At 35.6% G+C, this 23344-nt stretch carries 12 protein-coding genes; 11 read left to right on the plus strand and 1 reads right to left on the minus strand.

The window, feature by feature from the left end; translation table 11 throughout:
• The 10 genes from AC9UEH_RS09125 to AC9UEH_RS09170 all read left to right on the plus strand — a co-directional run.
• Window positions 1–2591, plus strand: a 2591-nt coding sequence (locus AC9UEH_RS09125) for a PKD-like domain-containing protein (protein ID WP_509530994.1), incomplete at its 5' end; no start/stop codon positions are given.
• A 61-nt stretch (window positions 2592–2652) separates the two neighbouring features.
• On the plus strand, window positions 2653–3555 hold the full coding sequence (locus tag AC9UEH_RS09130) for a phage tail-like protein (protein WP_509530996.1): 903 nt from the start codon (window positions 2653–2655) through the stop codon (window positions 3553–3555).
• A gap of 73 nt (window positions 3556–3628) precedes the next feature.
• Complete coding sequence (locus AC9UEH_RS09135; RefSeq protein ID WP_509530998.1) at window positions 3629–11632, plus strand: DUF8696 domain-containing protein; 8004 nt, start codon at window positions 3629–3631, stop codon at window positions 11630–11632.
• Window positions 11633–11738: 106 nt separating this feature from the next.
• Window positions 11739–13112: an OmpA family protein gene (locus AC9UEH_RS09140; protein ID WP_509531000.1), complete on the plus strand. Its 1374-nt coding sequence runs from the start codon at window positions 11739–11741 to the stop codon at window positions 13110–13112.
• A gap of 266 nt (window positions 13113–13378) precedes the next feature.
• A complete protein-coding gene (locus AC9UEH_RS09145; RefSeq protein ID WP_509531002.1) occupies window positions 13379–13852 on the plus strand; it encodes a T9SS type A sorting domain-containing protein in 474 nt (157 codons plus the stop codon).
• On the plus strand, window positions 13849–14466 hold the full coding sequence (locus AC9UEH_RS09150) for a hypothetical protein (RefSeq protein ID WP_509531004.1): 618 nt from the start codon (window positions 13849–13851) through the stop codon (window positions 14464–14466). Before AC9UEH_RS09145 ends, AC9UEH_RS09150 begins: the two co-directional genes overlap by 4 nt.
• 8 nt (window positions 14467–14474) lie before the next feature.
• Window positions 14475–18191, plus strand: coding sequence for a beta strand repeat-containing protein (locus AC9UEH_RS09155; protein WP_509531006.1), 3717 nt, complete (start codon window positions 14475–14477; stop codon window positions 18189–18191).
• 72 nt (window positions 18192–18263) lie between these two features.
• Window positions 18264–19682 carry an SUMF1/EgtB/PvdO family nonheme iron enzyme gene (locus AC9UEH_RS09160; RefSeq protein ID WP_509531008.1) on the plus strand — a complete coding sequence of 473 codons (1419 nt, stop codon included), beginning with the start codon at window positions 18264–18266 and terminating at the stop codon, window positions 19680–19682.
• A gap of 10 nt (window positions 19683–19692) precedes the next feature.
• On the plus strand, window positions 19693–20193 hold the full coding sequence (locus tag AC9UEH_RS09165) for a hypothetical protein (protein ID WP_509531010.1): 501 nt from the start codon (window positions 19693–19695) through the stop codon (window positions 20191–20193).
• 340 nt (window positions 20194–20533) lie between these two features.
• Complete coding sequence (locus AC9UEH_RS09170; protein ID WP_509531012.1) at window positions 20534–21079, plus strand: glutathione peroxidase; 546 nt, start codon at window positions 20534–20536, stop codon at window positions 21077–21079.
• A 3-nt stretch (window positions 21080–21082) separates the two neighbouring features.
• Here AC9UEH_RS09170 and AC9UEH_RS09175 read toward each other — a convergent pair whose 3' ends face one another.
• Window positions 21083–21577, minus strand: a complete 495-nt coding sequence (locus AC9UEH_RS09175; RefSeq protein ID WP_509531014.1) for a GNAT family N-acetyltransferase — start codon at window positions 21575–21577, stop codon at window positions 21083–21085.
• Window positions 21578–21676: 99 nt separating this feature from the next.
• On the opposite strand from AC9UEH_RS09175, the gene menD reads away from it, so the two are divergent.
• Window positions 21677–23338: a 2-succinyl-5-enolpyruvyl-6-hydroxy-3-cyclohexene-1-carboxylic-acid synthase gene (gene menD, locus AC9UEH_RS09180; protein ID WP_509531016.1), complete on the plus strand. Its 1662-nt coding sequence runs from the start codon at window positions 21677–21679 to the stop codon at window positions 23336–23338.
• Window positions 23339–23344 lie beyond the last annotated feature (6 nt).

The raw sequence follows: 23344 nt of genomic DNA on the forward strand, positions 1-23344 counted from the left end.
GTGTTGGAGCTACATTTAAAATAACAGTAACAGTAAATCCAAGACCTGAAATTCCAAATCAAACGGCTGCAATATGTAGTTTTGATACTTTTTCAACTGTATTAACAAATGGCAATCCTAATGTTTATACGATTGTGCCTTTAAATACTAAATATACTTGGTCAGCTCCTGCAGTTACGGGTGGTGTAACTGGTGGCGTTTTAGGTACTTCAGAAAGCACTGTTTTTGGAACGTTGACCAACCCAACAAATACAGTACAAACTGCAACTTATACAGTAACGCCAACCTCTGGTGCTTCAGGTTCTTGTGTAGGGTTGACTTTCACAGTTATCGTTGATGTAAATCCAAGACCAGTTATTTTTGCACAAGCTCAAACTATTTGTAGTGGCACCGCTTTCACAAAATTACCAGTAAATTCGAATCCATCTGCAACTACAATAGTTCCTGTAAATACTACTTATACTTGGACTGTTGCAACAAATACAAATGTAACGGGACAAAGTAATCAAACGGTTGGACAAACTAATATTAGCCAAACCTTAACTAATATTACTAATGTTGTTCAAACTGTAGTTTATACGGTAACACCTAAATCTGGTGCTGCAGGAAGTTGTGTGGGTGCTGCATTTACGGTTACTATAACTGTAAACCCAACACCAGTAATTCCGAATCAAACGGTAGTTATTTGTAGTAATGATTCATTTGACAAAGTATTAACCAACGGAAATCCTACTGCAGCGACAATAATCCCGATAAATACTACTTATACTTGGAACGCTCCAACAGTTACGGGTGGCGTTACAGGTGGTTTAGCGGGAACTTCTCAAAATAGTATTTTTGGTCAACTTTCAAATCCAACGGTGCTCGTTCAAACGGCAACTTATACGGTAACGGCAACTTCAGGAGATGCAGGAAGTTGTGTGGCGAATACTTTTGATGTTGTGGTTACTGTAAATGCCCTTCCAGTACTAGTATTAGGAACAATTCTTCCCGTAAATACAATGGATATTGAATTCTTAATTCCATATACAACTAATTTTAATCTGACTAATTTCTCATTGACAACTAATAATAGTAGTGCATTACCAGCGTTTGAAGCAATCGATAATTCGGTGATAACAGCTTCTCCGTTAGCAATTCCTTTGCCAGCATCTAATGCAACAGGTAGTTATAATTTTGATTTGTTAATAAAAGACAGTAATAATTGTATTTCATTGCCAATTAGTACCACATTACAAATTAATCTTGTTAAAGTTCTTGGCGAAAACGGTCAGCCAATAGTAGTCGCCTCTAAAGCAACTAGCAGAAATGGAGCCAAAGGATCTGGGTTTGGAAGAACAGTTAACGGACAAATAATTTCAGCACCAAATGCTACACGAATAGCGTTATCGGAAGCGTCATCAATTACGCAAACCGCAGCAACATTTACGGTTTCAATTCCAAATGTTAGAGGTGGTGCTGTTACTTCTAGAGGTATTTGTTGGAGTACTTCGATAAATCCAACACTAGCGAATTCGAATGCTATAGATGCTGGAACTTCAGGAAATTACATTATTTCTATTTCAGGTGCAACAGGTGGAACTAAATATTATGTTCGTTCCTTTATTACCAATGATTTAGGAACAGTTTATAGCCGACAAGTAAGTTTTACAACCTTACCAATTGTTCCAACGGTTACCACTGCAGCAATTTCAAATATAACAGGAATCTCTGCTACTTCTGGTGGAGCAATAACTTCAAATGGTGGAGCCGCAATAACAGCGCAAGGAGTTTGTTGGAGTACAACAGCAACACCAACAATAGCGGATGCTAAAACGACAAACGGAACAACATCACCGTTTACAAGTAGTATTACAGGATTAACAGGAGGAACAACTTATTTTGTGAGAGCGTATGCAACCAATAGTGTAGGAACTTCCTATGGAAATGAGATTAGTTTTACGACAACGGTAAATATTGTTACTAATGGATTGAAATTATATTTAGATTCCAATAATTCTTCAAGTTATCCAGGTTCGGGTAACACTTGGTATGATTTAAGTGGAAATGGGAATAATGGTACATTAGTGAATAGCCCTACTGTAAACGGTGGAAATATGAAATTTAATGGAGCTAATTATGTGAATATTCCGCATTCTTCTAGTATTGCTCCAAGTACAGGATTAATTACAGTTACAACTTGGTTTAAATCTTCTGCCACAGGAAATTACGATATCATTTATAATAAAGAAGATCAGTACGAATTGGCTGCTAATTCGGGTGGTAATACATTAAGTTATGCAATTATGCCTAGTAGGAATTGGAATGGGAGTATTGCTTATAATTTGAATCAATGGTATCAAGTTACGATGACTTATGATCAAAGTTACCAAAGAATGTATGTAAATGGATATGAGGTTTATTCAAGAGCACAAACTGGAACAATGGGAAATTCAGTAAAAGATTTGAGAATAGGAGCAAGAAATGCTCCCGGAGTTGCAAACTTCTTTTTTACTGGAAGTATTCCCATATTAATGATTTACGATAGAGCACAAACTGCTAATGAAGTATTGGATAATTTCAATGCTCAAAAAGCAAGATTTGGTTATTAATCACAAAAATAAATAACAAATAAAAATAAAACAGATTACAGTAATAAATAAATTTAAAATTATGAAAAGCACCTCATTATCACTAGCAACAATTGGTTTTCTAATGCTTTGTTTTGGATCAAATAAAGTATCGGCGCAAGCAATATTAAAAGTTGGAACCAATTTAAACAGTATTCAATCCAAAGCAGTTTTGGAAATTGAAAGTACTACCAAAGGATTTTTACCTCCAAGAATGACTAATGTTCAATTGACCGCAATGGGAAATGTTGAGGGAATGATTGCATGGTGTACGGATTGTTCCTCTACATCGGGATCTAAATTAATGATAAACGGCGGAACAGAATGGGTTGGGTTGTTAGGATATAAATTAGCAAATGGAAAATTACTAATTGGTAATAGCTCTGGAATAGCTGCAGAAAGTTCTACTTCTGGTTTGGGAAGCATTGTATTGTCCAATTCGCCATCATTGGTTAATCCAGATCTTGGAACGCCTTCTGCTGGAATTGCAACCAATATAACAGGATTGCCTTTAACTACAGGGGTAACAGGAGTTTTACCAATTGCAAATGGAGGGACCGGATCTTCCTCTCAAAATTTTGTGGATATTTCTTCAATACAATCTGTTGGAGGTGCTAAAACATTTAGTGCAGCGTTAACTGCCAATTCATTTGTGAAAACGGGAGGAACATCAAGTCAATTTTTAATGGCAAATGGTTCAGTTTCAAGTGGAACTCCATTATTAACAGATGCCGATGATGAAATTACGGCAACTGCAGGACAAACAAGTTTTACCTTAACTCAAACTCCTAGTAGTTATACAAAGGTAAAAATGTACATCAATGGAATTAGAATTAGTAAAACTGCCTATTCTATCAGCGGAACTACCTTAACGTATGTTCCTTCAAATAACGAAGGTTATACTATTTCTGTGAGTGATAGGGTTCAATTTGAGTATGCTTATTAATTTATTAATAGGAATAGAAAGGTGTAATTAATTAATCTTATTATGAATTCTATAAGGTTTAAATCAAATTAAAATGAATAAAAAATTATATTTTTTAGCGTTATTATTGTTTTGTTTTTCTACAAAAGCACTTTCACAGGCAACTGAGGTTAATGTGTCGGGAAATACAAATACTTTAACTATTACCAATAATGTTGCTACAGTTGTTGATAATGCATTGGTGATAACTGCAAATGGTAACATTACCGATTTCACCATATCAATCACAGGAAGTTATGTAACTGGAGATTTACTTTCCTACACCGGTAGTTTACCTTCAGGAATAACTCCAGTGGCATTTAATGCTACCTCAAGAAGTTTACAGTTTACAGGATCAACGACAGCAGCTAATTGGCAAACGTTTTTAAGAACAGTTACTATTCAAACGGTTTCAGCAACCTGTTATCAAGAGCAACGACAAGTTAGTTTTGTGGTAGGAAGTAAATATTATAATAATTTGAATGGGCATTTTTACGAATTATCTCCAACATCAACTTATTGGAAAGCAGGATTCACGAATGCAGCAGCCCAATCCTATTTTGGGCGATTGGGATACATGGCAACTCTTACCTCTCAGGCTGAAAATAGTTTTTCCAAAATATTAGGAACTGATAGTTGGATAGGAGCATCAGATGATTATACTTATATTAATACAGCAATTGGAGTTCCTAACACCTTTACAAATCAAACAGTTGGTGCTGCTGGTAGTTCTGAAGGAAAATGGTATTGGGTAAGTGGACCTGAAAAAGGAACTAAATTCGTGAATAGTAATACGCCAGCTCAATCTGTTTTAGGTCAATATAATAATTTTAATACCGGAGAACCTAATAATTCATGGGGTAGCGAACACTATGGTGAAATATATGTTGCTTCGGGAAAATGGGATGATTTAAAAGAAATATATAATTTTAAAACAATAGTAGAATATGGAGGAACTTCTACAGATAATGAAACCAACAAAGTATTTTTCACGAGGAATTTATTAATTTCAGGAGCACCATCAGGAACAATAACAGGAGGAAATATTACAGTGTGTTCAGGAACTTCTACTGTATTAACCCATACAGGGCTAACATCCCCGGGATCTATTGTAAAATGGGAAACTTCTTTTGATGATTTCTTGACTGCAGCGACTCCTATTACTTTTACAAGTTCAACTTATACAGTAACTCCAACTCAAGACACCTATTACAGAGCTGTGGTAAACAATTTAGGTTGTACTGATTTAACCACTTCCTCAACTAGAATTTATGTTAATGCTTCTAGAGGTGGAAATATCGTTGCAAGTAATTCTTCTATTTGTGTAAATGGTTATGCCAATTATACTTTAAATGGAAATACTGGAACAGTTACCCAGTGGCAAGTTGCTAATAATACTGGTTTTACTTCAGCAACAGACATTGCGAATACCACTACTTCGCTTTCCTATCAATTAACCACTGAAGGAACCTATTATTTTAGAGCAGTTATTTTAAATTGTGGTACAACAATTTATTCTAGCACAGGAACCATTACCTGTTCTGCAGGTACTCCTCCAGTTGGTGGAACTATAGCCGATGCTAATTTTTGTGGTGGAACTAATGGAGGCACACTTACGCTTTCAGGATATACAGGAACTATTACTAAATGGCAACAATCAGTTGACGGTGGAGTTCAATGGACCGATATTACCAATACCAATGCTACCTATGCTTTTTCGGGTATTTCAAGTACTACTAAATACCGTGCTGTAGTTACTTACGGAAGTTGTGGGTCTATAAATAGTGGAATTGGAACTGTCAACATATATCAAACATCAGTTGGAGGATCAGTTGGAGGATCAACTAGCGTTTGTTCAGGAACCAATAGTACGCTTTTAACTTTAACAGGTTATACCGGAACTATACAATGGCAATCATCCACAACGAGCACTACTACAGGATTTACAAATATAGGCACAGCAACTGCCGCAACTTATACCGCTACAAATTTAATAGCTACAACTTATTATAGAGCGGTATTAACCAATGGAACTTGTGCTGCAGCAAATTCTGATGTGGTAACCGTAACTGTAAATCCGTTGCCAACTATTACGGGTACTTTGACTACTTGCATTGGGGCAACAACGCAGCTTACAGGTTCTGCAACAGCTGCAGCAGTTTCTCCTTGGGTTTCGAGCGCTCCTTCAATAGCAACAGTTAACAGTACTGGATTGGTTACAGGAGTAGCTTCAGGAACGACAACAATTACCTATAAGAATTCAAATAATTGTTCAATAACAGCAACTGTAACTGTTGGTAACACCAATGCAGCGACGTTAACTTCTGCTGTTGGAACAGTTAATCAAACAAATTATATTAATACTCCAGCAAATAACATTACTCCAATTACCTATTCTACTACTTACGCAACGGGTGCTACTTTTAGTGGTTTACCAAATGGTGTTACAGGAAATTGGTCTAATAATGCTATTACTATTAGTGGGTCTCCATTGGAAACGGGAATTGTGACTTACAATTATACTATTACATTAACAGGAGGTTGCGAAAAAACAATTTCACCTGGAGCTATAAAGGTATATTTACCACCTTCTTTTATTTTGAATCCGTCTACGGCGGCACAATCATTATGTAATGGAACTGCAGCTTTAAATGTTGAAGTTGATCCAGGAGGAGATACAGTTAAGCAATACCAGTGGTATAGAAGTGCTACTCCCGTAAATTCTGGAGGAACTTCGGTTAAATTAAATACAACTGCTGCAACAACAAATGTTTTGAGCACTTTATCTGCAGGTACATTCTATTATTATGTTGTAGTTACCACGAATGGCGGAGCTACCGCAACGAGTCAAGTTTCTGGTGCGATTACCGTATTTGATGTACCAAGTATTTTGAGTGGACCTGGATCGGTAGCGCAATCTATCTGTGTAACTGGCGGTAGTTTTAATGATTTATCGCTTTATGCCAATGCTGGATCGGGTGATATTGTGAAATTTAAATGGTACAGCAATTCTAGTAGTAGTACTACTGGAGGTACTGTAGTTTCAACAATTGTAAATAATATTGTACCTAATATATATTCACCATCAACTTCTGAATTGGGAACAAAATACTATTATTGCGAAGTAATAAATTCTAATGGTTGTGGTACCAAAAGTACAGTTACTGGCGCAATTACAGTTTCTCCAGATTCTGTTTCAGGAACTGCCAGCGCGGCTTCTTTATTTTTGGGAAGTGGTGCTACAGCAAATATAAATTTGACTGGAAGTACAGGAAGCATTCAATGGCAACAATCCACAGACGGGTTAACTGGATGGGCATCCGTTATTGGAGGCTCGGGTTCCAATACGGCAAACTATTCCAAAGTAATTACCGTAACAACTTATTATCGTGCCTTAGTTACAAGCGGAAATTGTATTGCCGTAAATAGTAATGTGATAAAAATTACGATAACTTCAACGCCAATAATATCTACTGGAATTGTAGCTCCTGTTTGTTATAGTGCAAGTTCACAAACGACAACTTTACCGTATACAGCGGCTTCTGGTCCTCCAACTTCTTATACAATAGATTGGGATGCTACAGCCAATACAGCAGGTCTATCAGATCAAATTTCAACAAACTATACTTTTATTGTAAGTGGAGGAACTATACCAGGGATAGTAATTCCTGCCAATCTTCCAATTGGCACCTATTTGGGTATAATGTCAGTAACTAACGGAATAGGAAGTGCCACACAACCAATTAGTGTTTCTGTGGGTTCAATATCGGGAATAATAAGTGGATCTACAACCGTTGCTTCTGGAACTAATTCAACTGTATTGACACTCAGTGGATATGCAGGTTCAATACAATGGCAGTATTCCAATAATAATTCCACCTATACCAATATTCCTAGTGCGACTTCAGCTACTTATACGGCAGCAAATTTAACGAGTACCACATTCTATAAAGTTGTGGTAACTAGCGGTGGTTGTGCGCCTGTGACTTCTGCAGGAGCATCAATTTCAGTTTTGTCAGATTCTACAGCGTTTGGTGTTACTGGAAATATTAATCCCAATACGATTAATAACAATGTGGCAACAATAGTTGATAATGCTTTGCTTGTAACCTCGAACGGTATGATAACTGGTTTTACAGTTACGATTACTAGCGATTATACTGACGGAGATATTCTTGGATATACAGGGACTTTGCCTAGTGAAATTATAGTTGCTCCTTTTAATACAACATCTAGAAGTTTGACTTTCACTGGAACTGCATCGGCGTCAATATGGCAAACTCTATTAAGAACGGTTACTTTAAAATCAACTTCAACTTGTTTTCCAACCAATAGAAAAGTTAGTTTTTTACCTAGCGCTAAATTCTTCAATTATTTCAATGGACACTATTACGAATATGTAAGTTCAGGAATGACATGGACAGATGCTAAAGCAGCTGCTGAAGCCAAAAATTATTATGGCTTACAAGGATATTTGGTTACCATTTCATCAGAAGCGGAAAACAGTTACATTAATACCTTAATAGCTGCCAATTCTTGGATAGGAGCAACAGATAATTATTTGCAAATTAATGCAGCTGTTGGTTATACAAAATACGGTTCAGCTTCAACAGGAGAGGGAAAATGGCATTGGGTTACAGGACCTGAAAAAGGAATTCAAATCAGAACTGGTAATGCAAGCACAGCTTCTCAATCTGGTTCACCAATTGCTGGGGTATATCAAAACTGGAATACGACTACTAATTTTTCTAACAATGAACCAAATGATGTTTGGGGTTCTACACCTGGAGAAGAAGATTACGGTCACATGTACACAGGATCTGGAAAATGGAATGATTTCCCTAATAAACCTAAAACAAGTATTGTAGAATATGGAGGTATGGCTGGTGACAATGTGACTTCAAATATTTCTTTTACAAGAGATATTATTATTCTTGGTTCTCCAATTGGTTCTCTAACCGGAGCTACCACGGTTTGTTCTGGAACTAATAGTACCACACTTACCTATAATGGAAGCGGAACTTTACAAAGATGGGAATACTCAGTTGACAATTTTTCAACGCCTGGAATTATAGATACCAATTCTTCATCAAATACTATTTCAGTAGATAATCTTACCATTTCTAGATATTATCGGGCTGTAATAACTACTTCTGGTTGTTCCAATATTAGTAGTTCAACCGCATTAATTAATGTAGCTTCAACAAGTTCAGGAACTATTACTGCTGCAAATAATTCTATTTGTACAGGTGGAAATGTAACTTTATTATTAAATGGAAACAGTGGCGCTATTTTAAAATGGCAATTATCCACAGTTAGTGATTTTACTTCCAATGTGACTGATATAAATGCAACAGATTCAACCATTATTCAACCAGTTGGAAGTGTTACGGGAACCTATTATTTTAGAGCAGTGGTTTTAAATAGTAATTGTCCGTCTGGAAGTACTGTTTATTCAGCCGGATATCCAGTCGTTGTTACATCAGGGATTGCACCAGTTGGAGGTACTGTTAATAGTGCTTCCCATTGTGGTGGTAGTAATTCAGGCACATTGACTTTAACAGGTTCAACAGGAACAAGTTACCAGTGGCAAGTATCAACCGATGGATACGGATTGGTTTGGAATGATGTGGCAAGTACAACAACATCTTATTCGTATTCAGGAATTTCTAGAACTACTAAATACAGAGTAAAAATCACCAATGGAAGCTGTGGTTTTGTTTACAGTAGTATTGGTACCGTTACTGTAAACCAAGATTTCTCAGCTGGATTTGTTAGCGGTTCAACGACGGTTTGTTCGGGAAATAACTATAATTTGCTAACGGTAAATGATTATTTAGGGACTGTACAATGGCAATCTTCTTCTGATAATACAACTTATTCCAATATTAATGGAGAGACAAGTGCAATTTATAATCCAGTAAATTTAACAAGTACAACTTATTATCGTGCAATGGTAACTAACGGAAGTTGTACTGGCGCACCTTCTATCATTGGAACGTTAACAGTAAAACAATCGCCTACACCAACTTTCACTGCCCAACCGGGTACAACAGCGTGTAGAAATAGTGATGTTACTTATACTACACAATCAGGTCAATCTAATTATGTTTGGATTATTCCAGGAACATTAGGTGTCGATTATTCCATTACCTCTGGAGGAACTAGTGCTGATAATTCTGTAGTATTAAAATGGTTAACAACAGGAACTAAAACAGTAACAATTAATTATACCAATTCAAACAGTTGTGCTGCACCATTAGCTATTTCATCAACTACTACAACTGTAAGTCCTACATCGGTAGCAGGAACTATAAGCGGAGCTGGATCAGTTTGTATTGGAGGAACAAATACATTAACCTTGAGTGGTCATACTGGAACAGTTGTAAAATGGCAATCTTCTACCACAAGCGATTTTTCATTGGCTGTTACTGATATTTCCAACACAACAACTAGTTTATTAATTTCTTCGATACCTGCAACTACATATTACAGAGCAGTTGTATCTAGTAGTCCTTGTTCACAAGTAATTACTTCTGGAGTTAATGTAACGCTTACGGCTAATAATTCAGCAACACTTTCATCTGCAGCTGGAACTAATTCTCAAACGCTTAATATTACCAATAGTATTTCGAACATAACGTATTCAACTATAAGTGCAACAGGAGCTACATTTACTGGATTGCCTTCTGGAGTTTCTGGAGGTTTTAATTCCAATTTAGTAACAATTTCAGGAACTCCTACAGTTTCTGGAGTATTTAATTATACTGTAACTTTAACAGGAGGTTGTGGCGTTGTAAGTGCTATTGGAAGTATCAACATACTTAATAGTCCAAATTTAAGTAACTTTAATTCGTTAACAAAGAACTTTCATGATCGTTCTTTTACACTAAATCAGCCAACTAGCTATAGCTTAGGAGCTTTCACCTACACAAGTAGTAATACAGCAGTTGCAACAATAACTGGAAGGACAGTTACTTTTATTAGTCCTGGAGCAACAACAATTACAGCTACACAAGCTGCTAGTGGAGTGTATCAAGGCTCCTCAATTGACGCATTATTAACTGTAAATGGAGTAATTGTAGCGACAAGAAGTGGCGCAATTTCTTCTACTAACTTAAATTATATAAGTAGAACAGGTGGATTATCTAAAAAGCTAGGATTGAATAGAAAAGGAGGAATTATAACTGTTTCTTCTTCTGCAGAAATAAACACTCCAACAATAAGTAATATTACAACAGTTTCTGCAACTGCCACTGGATTGATAATAACAGAGGGTGGATTAAGCATTACTGCTCGAGGATTTTGTTGGGGAACTGCAACTAATCCAACGATTGAAAACAGTAAATCTACAGAGACAGGAACTACAGGAAGCGTTACTAGTTCTCTTTCTGGATTAACTACTGGAACAACGTATTATGTTAGAACGTATGCAACAAATAGTTCGGGAACTGCTTATGGTAACGAAGTGAGTTTTACGACATCTGTTGTATTTGTGGCAAGCACTACAATTGGTTCACAAATTTGGATAACGAATAATTTGGATGTATCAACCTATCGAGATGGAACAGTAATTCCTCAAGTTACCGACCCAACAGCATGGGCAAATTTAACAACTGGTGCTTGGTGTTATTATGCAAATACATCTTCTAATGGTACAACTTACGGAAAACTATATAATTGGTATGCAGTAAACGATACTAGAGGTTTGGCTCCACAAGGGTGGCATGTAGCTACCGATTCAGAATGGACAACATTGACCACCTATTTGGGAGGAACAACAGTTGCTGGGGGTGCAATAAAGGAATCTGGCACGACACATTGGTCTAGTCCAAATACAAATGCAGATAATTCTAGTGGCTTTACAGGACTTCCAGGAGGTTTTCGTAACAATGACGGAACATTTTACAATATTCTTGGTGATGGAAACTACTGGAGTTCTTCATCGGATACTACTTCTAATGCTTGGACACGTTTCACAAATTATATTAGCGGTAATGTCTTTAGGTACAGCCACAATAAGTTACTTGGTTTTTCAGTTCGTTGTGTAAAGGACTAACGCTTCATTTCTTTTGAAAAATTAATAGTAGATAGTTTTACAGTAATGAATAATTAAAGCAAAGTACAAAGTAAAAATAAAATTCAATATTAAAATAAAAAACAAAATGAATCAAATTATCACTTCAAGAATTAATATTGGGTTTTTACTATTTGGTTTGGGAATAACTTCTCTCTCCGCTCAAGAAATAGTGCCTGAAATAGCAAAAGACTCAATTAAATCAGAAATTGCGATGGATTCCACCGCAAACGATTCCGATACTGAAGTTAATAAATTGTCCTTTGAATTTGGATTTGGTTCTAATAAAGCAGTTCGACCATTTGGAACAGGTTATAATTCAAGTGACAATAATTTTTTTAGTTTACCAAGTTTGAATCATTTTGATTTTGGATTTCGATATATGCTAAGTTCTAAATTTGGATTAAAGTCCGATTTAGCTTTTGATATTATTGACAATAAATTAGGAAATGGCTCTTTGCCCTTCCGATCTTTGCAATTTAGAATGGGATTTCAGGGGGTATTTGATTTAGGTAAAGTATTTGAATTTAATGCTTTTTCCAATACAATAGGTCTATTAGGTCACGGAGGAATTCAAATTTCCCAATTCAAATCAAAAACAGGAACTGGTAATCAAGAAGCAGTTGTGGAAAGTGACGGAGGTTATTTATTAGGAATAACTCCGCAAATAAAACTTTCTGAAAGAACAGTTTTAACTGCTGATTTTACTGTACTATCCAATGTCAGACAACATCTAAATTGGGACGGAAGCACTTCAGCTCAGGAAAACAACTTATCGGGTTTGCTTTATAGTAGTTCAATAGGTTTATCCTTTTATTTGGGTAAAAACGAAAAACATTCTGATTGGTTTGTTCCTAAAATTGTAGCTGAAGTTGATCCAGAGATTTATCGACGTTTAGACGAAATAGAAACACTTTTGAATGATACAGATAAAGATGGGGTTGTTGATTATTTGGATGTTCAAAATAACACGCCAAGTGGGGTAATGGTAGATTCAAAAGGACGTTATATTGATACGAATAGAAATGGAACTCCAGATGAATTTGAGTCTAAAATAATTGAGAATTTAAAAAACCAAAATTTAGAAAATCAGGCGCTACTATCAGAGGCCAATGATTTTAAATCAATGTTGGAAAACGGATTGATAAACGTTTTTTATGATATAAATGATTTTGAGCCAAATAGAGGTTCTGCAAATACGGTATATGGATTAATCTCATTATTAAAGAAAAATCCGACAGTAAGTGTAAAATTATTAGGATATTCAGATAAATCGGGTAATGAAAAATCAAATCAAAATCTATCAGATCAGCGGGTTAAAAACTTGTATGATTTATTAGTATTGAGTGGAATTTCTAAATCCAGACTAAAAATAATTGGGGAAGGTGTAGATAGTTCCATTTCGTCAAATTCAAAAACCGCTTTCCAACTTGCTCGAAGAGTTTCGGTATTATTGAATTAATATAAATAGTTATAAAAAATAACATAATGTTTATTGACAAGCAAATCGTTTTGGAATAAAGCAGCTATGAATTTCTTCTGATTCAATCGATAGATTCGTGAATATTTAATTATATTAAATAATAAGAATATTAGCTGTGTCGTGATTGTAACATAAAAAAATTATTTTTCAAAGATTATTTTTACAAACAATTATTTTATAATTAATTTTGATTATTAATTATAATTTTTATATTTGTTTAATATTAACCTAAAAATAACACTGCATTGAAAATAATTTTATTTTTATTAGTCTCATTTTCTGGGTTTTCCCAAATTTTGCATCACCAGATGCTGTCTTCACAAGGCAACTCAACAACCGCTGGGGGATTAAAAATTTCTCAAACCATTGGTCAACAAAGTGTTATTGGGAACCACCGAGGGTCGGGAGCAATAGTCGGTCAAGGCTTTCATCAAAGTCGTTTGATGAAAACGGTAAAAGCACCTATTATTAATGTGGTAACTACTACCTATCCAAATCCTTTTATCGATCAAATTAATTTTGAATTTTCGTCAGTTGTTTCAGGCACTATAAAATTTGCTTTATATGACGTAATGGGAAGATTGGTTGCCTATAAAGAAAAATCAGCTACAGATACGATTTTAACCATTGGCGAACTTTCCTTAGCTGAGGGAGAATATTTCGTTAAGTTATCTGCAAAAAATTATAATTATTCCACTAATTTATTAAAATCAAAATGAAAAAATTCTACCTATTATTAATCGTTATTTTGGCTCTAACTAATTCCTACTCTCAAGAAGTTTACTTTTTAACTGGGAGTAATTTCACTAAATATAACTTCAGTAGCCAAAGCGAACCTATGGTTACAACTCTTCAATCAGGAACTGGTTCAAGTTATGAAATTGGCTATGATTTTTCGTTAAATAGCGATGTCCTATCCTATTCAGCTGCGGTTACTTTAAATGAGTACAACGCACTTGCAGGCACTCCCGCAAATTCTTACCGTTGGGACACAAAATATTTAGGGGTGCAAACTTCTTTAAATTACGTATACCCTGTAACTAAAAGAGTGAAATTTGGCTTAAGAGCGGGTTTGAACCTTTCAAAAATTGTTTACGGTAAGCAAAATCTAAATGGAACCGTTTATGATCTATTAGATCAAAAAGAATTTTCAGGGCTTTATTTTTCATATTTTGGAGGAGCTAGTATCAACTATAAATTAAACGATTCAGGTTATTTAAGTTTAGGTTATGGTTACAGCAATGGCTTAAACACAGCCAATAGCACACAAGAGAAAATTATATTCAATAATCAACAAATACTATTTGGTATTCATTTCAATATCAATAAATAACTATCAATATGAAAAAGATAACGCTACTTTTATTATTATTCGTTTCAACAGCATTTTATGCACAAACAAGCGGAATTACTTATCAGGCTATTATTTACAACCCTAATGGTGAAGTAATACCTGGTAATAACAATGCCAATTCGCCATTAGCAAATAAGAATATTTGTTTGCAATTCACTATTGTAGATAGTGCATCACTTGTAGAATATAAAGAAAAAATCACTGTAAGCACTGACGAATACGGAATGGTCAATACAGTAATTGGTACAGGTATACAAACGGGAGGTTATGCTACTTCTTTTGCCAATGTGAATTGGAGCTTGGCCTCAAAAAGTTTGAAAGTAGCAATAGATACCTTTGGACTTTGTTCAAATTTTATAGAAATAAGCAACCAACTTTTCACTTCAGTTCCTTATGCATTTGCTGCAAATAGCGCTGATAACGTTACCGGAGTAGTTCAAATTTTACATGGAGGTACCGGAGCTACAACTGTAATAGGAGCTAAAACCAATTTAGGATTAGAGAATGTAGATAATACACGAGATATCAACAAACCAATAAGTATTGCTACTCAAGCAGCATTGAATTTAAAAGAAGACTTGGCAAATAAATCAACCAGTGTTACTGCAGATGGGGCTTCAAATACGAAATATTCTTCAGTAAAAGCTATAAAAGATTATGTAGATACAGCCTTGTCAAACGAAGCTAGCATTAGAGCTGCTGCCGATTTATTAAAAGAAGATTTAGTAAACAAATCCACTAACGTGACTACAGACGGAACTTCTAATACGAAATATCCATCAGTAAAAGCCGTAAAAGATTATGTAGATGTAAGTATCAACTTAGGAGGGACTGCTTTAACAAACGAAGCCAACATTAGAGCTGCTGCCGACGTTACCTTAACTAATAATTTAGCCGCAGAAATTACCAACAGAATTAATTCAAATTTATTAAAAGAGGATTTAGTAAATAAATCAACTAATGTGACTACTGACGCAGCTTCTAATACGAAATATCCATCAGTAAAAGCAGTTAAAGATTATGTTGATGTTAGTATCAATCTAGGAGGGACTGCCTTAACAAATGAAGCCAACATCAGAGCGGCTGCCGACGTTGCCTTAAACAATAACTTAGCTTTAGAAATTTCTAACAGAACTAACGCCGATTTACTGAAAGAAGATGTAATAAATAAATCTACAAATGTAAATACAGACGCCAATTCGAACACTAAATATCCTTCGGTATTAGCAATTAAGACCTATGTTGATGGTGCTAATTCAGCATTAACTACTGCCTTGAATGCGGAAACGGCTGCAAGAATAGCAGGAGATAATACACTAACTACTAACTTAGCTGCGGAAGTAACAAGAGCAACAACGGTAGACAATACATTGACCAGTAATTTACTTTCTGAACTGATCAGAGCTTCTGGAGCAGAAAACACATTGACAACCAATTTAGCTACAGAGGTTACCAATAGAACCAACGCTGATTTATTAAAAGAAAACGTATCTAATAAATCTATAAATGTAGCTACGGATGGCACATCAGATACAAAATATTCAAGTGTTAAATCAGTAAAAACCTATGTAGATGCGAGTGCTACTTCAGGAACTACAGCATTAACAAACGAAGCTACCATTAGAGCCAATGCTGATATTACATTGCAATCAAACATCACTACATTGGGTTCAACGGTAACTGCAAATGCTTCAACTGCTGCAAATGCTACTGCCTTAAAAGAAAATTCGGCCAACAAATCTACTACTGTTACTTTAGGAACAAGTGATACTCTTTTTCCAACTCAAAATGCAGTAAAAACGTATGTTGATGCGAGTGCTACTTCAGGAACTACAGCATTAACAAACGAAGCTACCATTAGAGCCAATGCTGATATTACATTGCAATCAAACATCACTACATTGGGTTCAACGGTAACTGCAAATGCTTCAACTGCTGCAAATGCTACTGCCTTAAAAGAAAATTCGGCCAACAAATCTACTACTGTTACTTTAGGAACAAGTGATACTCTTTTTCCAACTCAAAATGCAGTAAAAACGTATGTTGATGCAACTGTTGCAACTGCAACGCCGGATGCTACTCCTACTGTAAAAGGAAAAGTGCAATTAGCAGGTGACTTAACAGGAACAGCTGCGGTGCCAACTATTGCTGCCAACGCAGTAACAAGTGCTAAAATTTTAGATGGAGAAATTGTAAATGCTGACGTTTCAGCAACTGCAGCTATCGCCGATACTAAATTAGCAACAATAGCAACTGCTGGAAAAGTAAGCAATAGCGCTACTACAGCAACTACAGCGAACACACCAAACACGATAGTTTTAAGAGATGCAAGTGGAAATCTATCTGCAGGGGTAATAACTGCAACAGGATTTTCAGGGCCAATAACAGGGAATGTTACTGGAAATGTTAGCGGAACAGCTGCGAATGTTACTGGAATTGTTGCTATTGCCAATGGAGGAACAGGTTCTTCCACTCAAAACTTTGTAGATTTAACTACAGCCCAAACGGTTGCAGGAGCTAAAACCTTTAATGCAGACCTTATTGTAAATAGAATTACTGTAGGTGGTGGCTCAGCTTATTTTCAGAATACAATTGTAGGTGAAAATGCGCTAAGAGTTAACACTACGGGTAGTAACAATACGGTAATGGGAATGAATTCCCTTTTTAATAATACTACTGGAGCCTCCAATACTGCTATTGGAATGCAATCACTTTATAGTAACATCACTGGTAACGGTAATACGGCCATCGGATTAGCTACGCTTAGTAGCAATAATTCAGGAATCCAAAATAGTGCTTTCGGGGCTTATGCGCTTAATGGTAATACAGTGGGAACAAATAATACCGCAAGCGGATTTTTCACACTTCTTTCTAATACTACAGGATCAAATAATACCGCAAGTGGAAATAAAGCGCTTCTTAATAATACGACAGGAAGCAACAACACCGCTATTGGTGACAATTCAGGTGGCGGCATTACAACGGGTTCAGGTAACACACTAGTAGGTGCAAAGATTGGTTATTATGTAGCATTATCAGCAAATCTTACCAATAATATCATTTTAGCCAACGGTACTGGCGACATTAAAGCACAAAATGACGGTACGAATTGGACAATGCAAGGAAATGTGACTGGTGCGTCATTCATAAAATCAGGAGGAACTTCTTCTCAATTCTTAAAAGCAGATGGATCTGTTGATAGTACAACTTATTTAACCGCTGCAGGAACTGCAACAAACGTTTCAGGAATTGTTGCTATTGCCAATGGAGGAACAGGTGCAACAACAGGTGCTGGAGCATTGACTAATTTAGGTGCAGCACCAACTGCTTCTCCTACATTTACTGGGACAGTTACAGCTGGACCGATTAATGCCGGAGCGCTAACAGCAAACGCTTCAATAAGTTCTGAAATTACGGCTAACTTTACCATTAGTAATGCTAACTCAGAACTTTATAAAGGCAAAGTTTTAATTTGTAACCCTTCAAGTCAAATAACCATAACTTTTAATTCTGATTTGCCTACAGGATTTAATTGTATGGTACTTCAAAAAAGTGCTGATGCAAATAAAATTAATCTTTTAGCAGGTTCAGGAATCGTAATAAAAAATAGAAATAATTATACTGCTACAGCTGGAAATTACGCAATAGCTACTGTTGTAAATATAGGCGGTGGTATTATTGTTACTGCAGGAGATATGCAATAAATAAATAAATAGTAATAAATAAATTCATTAAATCACTCAAAAATAAAAAAATTAATTTTAGTTACAATTTTCTTGGCTATTAGCTTTCAAAGTCAAGCAAATAATTTAGTGGTGGGAACACCAACAATCAGTGGAAGCACTATCACATTTACTATTAAATGGGACAACAGTTGGAATATCACAACTGGACCATCCAACTGGGATGCAGTATGGATTTTTGTTAAAAGACAATCTTGCGTTAGCGGTGCTATTAGCCCATGGTTACACGCTCAATTATCTGCAACAGGTCAATCCGTTACGGGTTCTGTGCTTCAAGTGGATACCGTATCTGATAATGCAGGAGTTTTCGTAAGAAGATCAGCTGCAGGTATTGGAAATATCTCTCAAGCCACAGTAACTTTAACATTAGCAAGCCCTGTAGTTGGAGATAATATAGGTGTATATGGAATGGAAATGGTAAATGTTCCTAATGGTGATTTCTATATTGGGGACAATTACAGAGCCGCTTATTATACATTTGGAAATGCTACTAATCAACCAGTTCAAATTACAAGTACTACTACAAATTTAACAAAAGTACAATATGGAGCTCAAGAACAATTAGGCTCTTCAGTTCCTTTGCCTAGTACCTACCCATATGGTTACAATCGTTTTTATTGTATGAAATATGAAATTACTTGTGCTCAATACGTGTCCTTTTTAAATACTTTGAGCTATGATCAACAATTGCATAAACAACAAGACATGAACTGGAATACTACTCCACCAACTTCTCCTGCGGGAACAGCTGTTATGAATAGTTGGAGTTATAGAATAGAAATTAAAACACCAGGAGTTTCAACTACCAGCTTAACCCCTGCTGTGTATGCTTGCGAGGCAAATAATAATGGTGTATATGATGAAGATTGTGATGGATTAGGTTTGCCAGTTTCTTTAAGACAAGAGCACTGGTTGACTTATATGGAATGGGCAGCTCTTAGACCTATGACAGAATTTGAATATGAAAAAGCATGCAGAGGTCCTATCGCGCCAGTTCGTGGAGAATTTTCATGGGGAACTACAGATATTGCGCAATTTCAATATACCAATGCCGACTGGGGTTGTTCAACAGACATACAAACCTATTTTGCTTTAGGTTTATGTAATTACCAAACTGGTAGAATGTATAGAGCAGGAAGTGCCGCTTCAACAAATACGGACAGAGTTCATGCCGGTGCAACTTATTATGGTATAGCTGACATGTCAGGCGGTATCTATGAGCGTTGTGTAGGCGGTTGGAATTATGATTATTCTACTTATACTACTGCAAATGGTGACGGTGATATTAATGCTGATGGTACTTGTGGGAATTCAATATGGAATAGTATGCAATACCACAATAGAGGTGGATCTGCTCAAAATGGTAATGGTATGCAAGTTTCTTCAAGAGCTTATGCTAATGACGCATCTTATGGCCAAGCCCAAGCAGGTAGAGGCGTTAGATCTTATTAATTTTATATAAGTGGTAAAGAAAATACTAATAATAGCCTTATTTTGGTTGGTACAAAATACTTTTGGGCAAATTGCGCTTCCTTCCATGCGTGGGGTATTTAATTCAAAAATACCTACAACCATGTTTTCAGGAGGTAATGGATACGGATCCTCTCTGCAAAGTTTATTTCAAAACGTTTGTGCACCAGTTATGGTTGAATCCATTTTTTATGGAGGGCAGGGCTATGGTGATCAACAAAAAATAATTGTTCAAAATAGTTGTACTCCGGTAGCTGTGGAATCCATTTTTTATGGAGGTTTAGGGTATGGTGACCAACAGAAATTAATAGTGCAGTCTGTTTGTACTTCTCCTTCCGTAGAGTCAATATTCCTTGGAGGAACAGGATATGGCGACCAACAACAAACAGTTATTCAAAGTGTTTGTGTAGCTCCTTCCGTAGAATCAATATTTATTGGAGGAACTGGTTATGGCGACCAACAAAAAACAGTTATTCAAACCGCTTGTTACTAGTTTAACTAGTTTATATTTTTTAAAATCTCAATACATTGTATTGGGATTTTTTTTTGATTTTTTCACTATTAATAAATAGTTTGTCTTACTCAATTTAAATTAGTGTTAAATAAGCATACGAAATTAACATACTTTAATAACACTGTAGCTTGTTATATCAAATTAGTGCAATAAATCCGATATGTAGGGAGAACTAAATAATATATACAGCTGCACAGTGGCACAACAAATGGACTCATTAACAATTGCGATTGGTATAATTTTAACTCTTGTTGAATTATAAATAAATGCAATTTTTTATTTTTCTTAAACCTTTATAAGTAATTTTGTAAAAAAAATCATGAGAAAGAATTTTCAATTATTTATACTTTTTATTTTGACTTCATTTGCTACACAAGCTCAAAACAATTCTACAATCTACCAATTTAAAGCAGTAGATTTATACGGTAAAACCTTTGATTTTGCTTCATTAAAAGGCAAGAAAATCTTAATTGTAAATACCGCTTCCAAGTGTGGTTATACGCCTCAATACGAACAATTAGAAGCAATTTATAAAAAATATAAAAATAATAATTTTGTTATAATTGGCTTCCCAGCCAATAATTTTGGTTCGCAAGAACCTGGAACCAATGCTGAAATTGCCACTTTCTGCAAAGCCAATTATGGTGTAACCTTCCCAATGATGAGCAAAATTTCGGTTAAAGGAAGCGATATGAACGAAGTGTACCAATTTCTTACTAAAAAAGCGAAAAATGGTTTGAAAGATTCCAACGTAGAATGGAATTTTCAAAAATACCTAATTAACGAAAAAGGAGAATTGGAACAAGTGTATCTTTCAGGCGTGGCACCCAATGATGATAAAATTATAAGCTGGATAGTGAAATAGTCATTACAATAGCAATTGCATAAATACAGAATCCAACCATCGGTCAAATTTATATCCGGATTCTTTGATAATCCCCACTGTTTTAAAACCAAATTGCTCGTGAAAAAGGATGCTGCCTTGGTTTTCTGAATCAATTACGCCTATCATCGTGTGCAATTCTTGGGCTTTTGCCAATTCAATTAATTCAGATAAAAGTAACTTTCCAATGCCTTTTCCCATTTCGTCGTGAGAAACATATACCGAATGTTCAACCGTAAATTTATAGGCTTCTCGAAATCGAAATTCGCTATACATTCCAAATCCAACTGGTTTACCGTTAGTTACCGCTACTAGTACAGGAAAACCTTTCTTTATTTTTTCTTCTAATATCGCTTTTTGTTGCTCGTAATTCCGAATGGTATAATCGTATAAAGAAGTGGAATGAACAATGTTATAATTAATAATAGCTAAAATAGCTTGAGTATCTTCGGTTTGGTATGCTCTAATTTGGATTTTCATTTCGTGTAAATTGTTTTCCAAAAGTAATAAATCTAATTAAAGAACCTAGCAAAAACCCTTCCAACTTTGTACCTTTGCATCTTTGAACCTTACTTTACAATGATTTACCCAAAAATTCCTTTAGCGCAAAGCATCATCGAAATTTGTCTCGCCCAAGGTGTCACGAACATAGTAATTTCTCCCGGTTCAAGAAACGCCCCTTTGATTATTGGATTTGTCAATAATCCTAAATTTACCTGCTACAGCATCGCCGACGAGCGAAGTGCTGCTTTTTTTGCGTTGGGAATAGCACAGCAAATAAAGAAACCCGTTGGCGTAATTTGTACTTCTGGTTCTGCACTTTTGAATTATTATCCTGCCTTTGCAGAAGCCTTTTACAGCCAAATTCCTTTGGTAGTTATTAGCGCTGACAGGCCTTTACACAAAATTGATATTGGCGACGGGCAAACCATCCGTCAAGAAAAGGTGTTCGAAAATCATTCGTTGTACAATGCCAATTTGGCTGAAGGAGCTTCACTTGAAAATGATCATAAAATTACTGAAGCACTACATTTTTCGATATTAAAAAAAGGACCAGTTCACATCAACGCCCCTTTTGAAGAACCTTTGTACGAAACGGTTTCGGAGCTTTCTGTTACTGTAAATAGTAACGCTTCCGCAAATGCTACTCCGTTTGTTTCAATCGCAAATTGGGATGAATTTGCCTCTGTTTGGAACACATCAAAAAAGAAACTAGTACTTGTTGGCGTCAATGAACCTGATTCGATTGCTGCTTCAGTAGTTAATTTTTTAGCAAATGATACTTCGGTTGTCGTGATGACAGAAACGACTTCTAATTTGCACCATCCTAGTTTTATAAACAATATCGACACGATAATTACTCCATTTTCATCTGATGATTTTGAAGTATTTCAACCCGAAATCCTAATTACTTTTGGCGGAATGGTAGTTTCTAAAAGAATTAAAGCTGCTTTACGCAAATACCAACCAAAACACCATTGGCATATTGATTCTTTGCGAGCTTATGACACTTTTGGTTGTTTGACTCAGCATTTTGAAATAGATCCAAATACCTTTTTCAAAACGTTTTTGCCATTATTAGAACCTATTGAAAGTGACTATTTCGATATTTTCGATGCTATAAATACACTCAGAAAAGAGAAACATAAAGCCTATTTGTCAAAAATTCCCTTTACAGATTTCAAAGTTTTTGAGAAAGTAATACAGAGTTTGCCAATAAATTCCAATTTGCAAATTGGCAACAGTTCTGCAATTCGATATGCACAGTTAATTGATATTCATCCGTCAATTGAAGTATTTTGTAACCGAGGAACCAGTGGAATTGACGGAAGTACGTCCACAGCAATTGGCGCCGCGGTTGCCAATGGCAAACAAACCGTTTTAATTACTGGTGATATTAGTTTTTTATACGATTCTAACGGATTGTGGAATAATTATATCCCTAAAAATTTCAAGATTATTTTAATAAATAATGGGGGAGGAGGCATCTTTAGAATTTTACCAGGACACGATGAAACGCCAGTTTTCAATACGTTTTTTGAAACTTCTCATTGTTTAACTGCAGAACATTTGGCAAAAATGTATGGTTTTGACTATGCAATTGCAAGTGATGAATCTAGTCTTGAAAAAGGAATTAAGAATCTTTATTCCAATAATAATAAGCCGTTCATCTTAGAAGTTTTTACACCAACACGTGAAAATGATACCGTTTTATTGCAGTTTTTCAAAGAGTTGATTTAATTAAAA

The sequence above is a fragment of the Flavobacterium sp. genome (genome assembly GCF_040402835.1).
In the GTDB taxonomy this organism is placed as follows: domain Bacteria; phylum Bacteroidota; class Bacteroidia; order Flavobacteriales; family Flavobacteriaceae; genus Flavobacterium.

Bases quoted from the DNA above. Each gene is read 5' to 3' on its own strand.
- AC9UEH_RS09175 (WP_509531014.1), bottom strand. From the start codon at position 21,577: ATGAAAATCCAAATTAGAGCATACCAAACCGAAGATACTCAAGCTATT.
- AC9UEH_RS09170 (WP_509531012.1), top strand. From the start codon at position 20,534: ATGAGAAAGAATTTTCAATTATTTATACTTTTTATTTTGACTTCATTT.
- menD (WP_509531016.1), top strand. From the start codon at position 21,677: ATGATTTACCCAAAAATTCCTTTAGCGCAAAGCATCATCGAAATTTGT.
- AC9UEH_RS09135 (WP_509530998.1), top strand. From the start codon at position 3,629: ATGAATAAAAAATTATATTTTTTAGCGTTATTATTGTTTTGTTTTTCT.
- AC9UEH_RS09130 (WP_509530996.1), top strand. From the start codon at position 2,653: ATGAAAAGCACCTCATTATCACTAGCAACAATTGGTTTTCTAATGCTT.
- AC9UEH_RS09155 (WP_509531006.1), top strand. From the start codon at position 14,475: ATGAAAAAGATAACGCTACTTTTATTATTATTCGTTTCAACAGCATTT.
- AC9UEH_RS09150 (WP_509531004.1), top strand. From the start codon at position 13,849: ATGAAAAAATTCTACCTATTATTAATCGTTATTTTGGCTCTAACTAAT.
- AC9UEH_RS09140 (WP_509531000.1), top strand. From the start codon at position 11,739: ATGAATCAAATTATCACTTCAAGAATTAATATTGGGTTTTTACTATTT.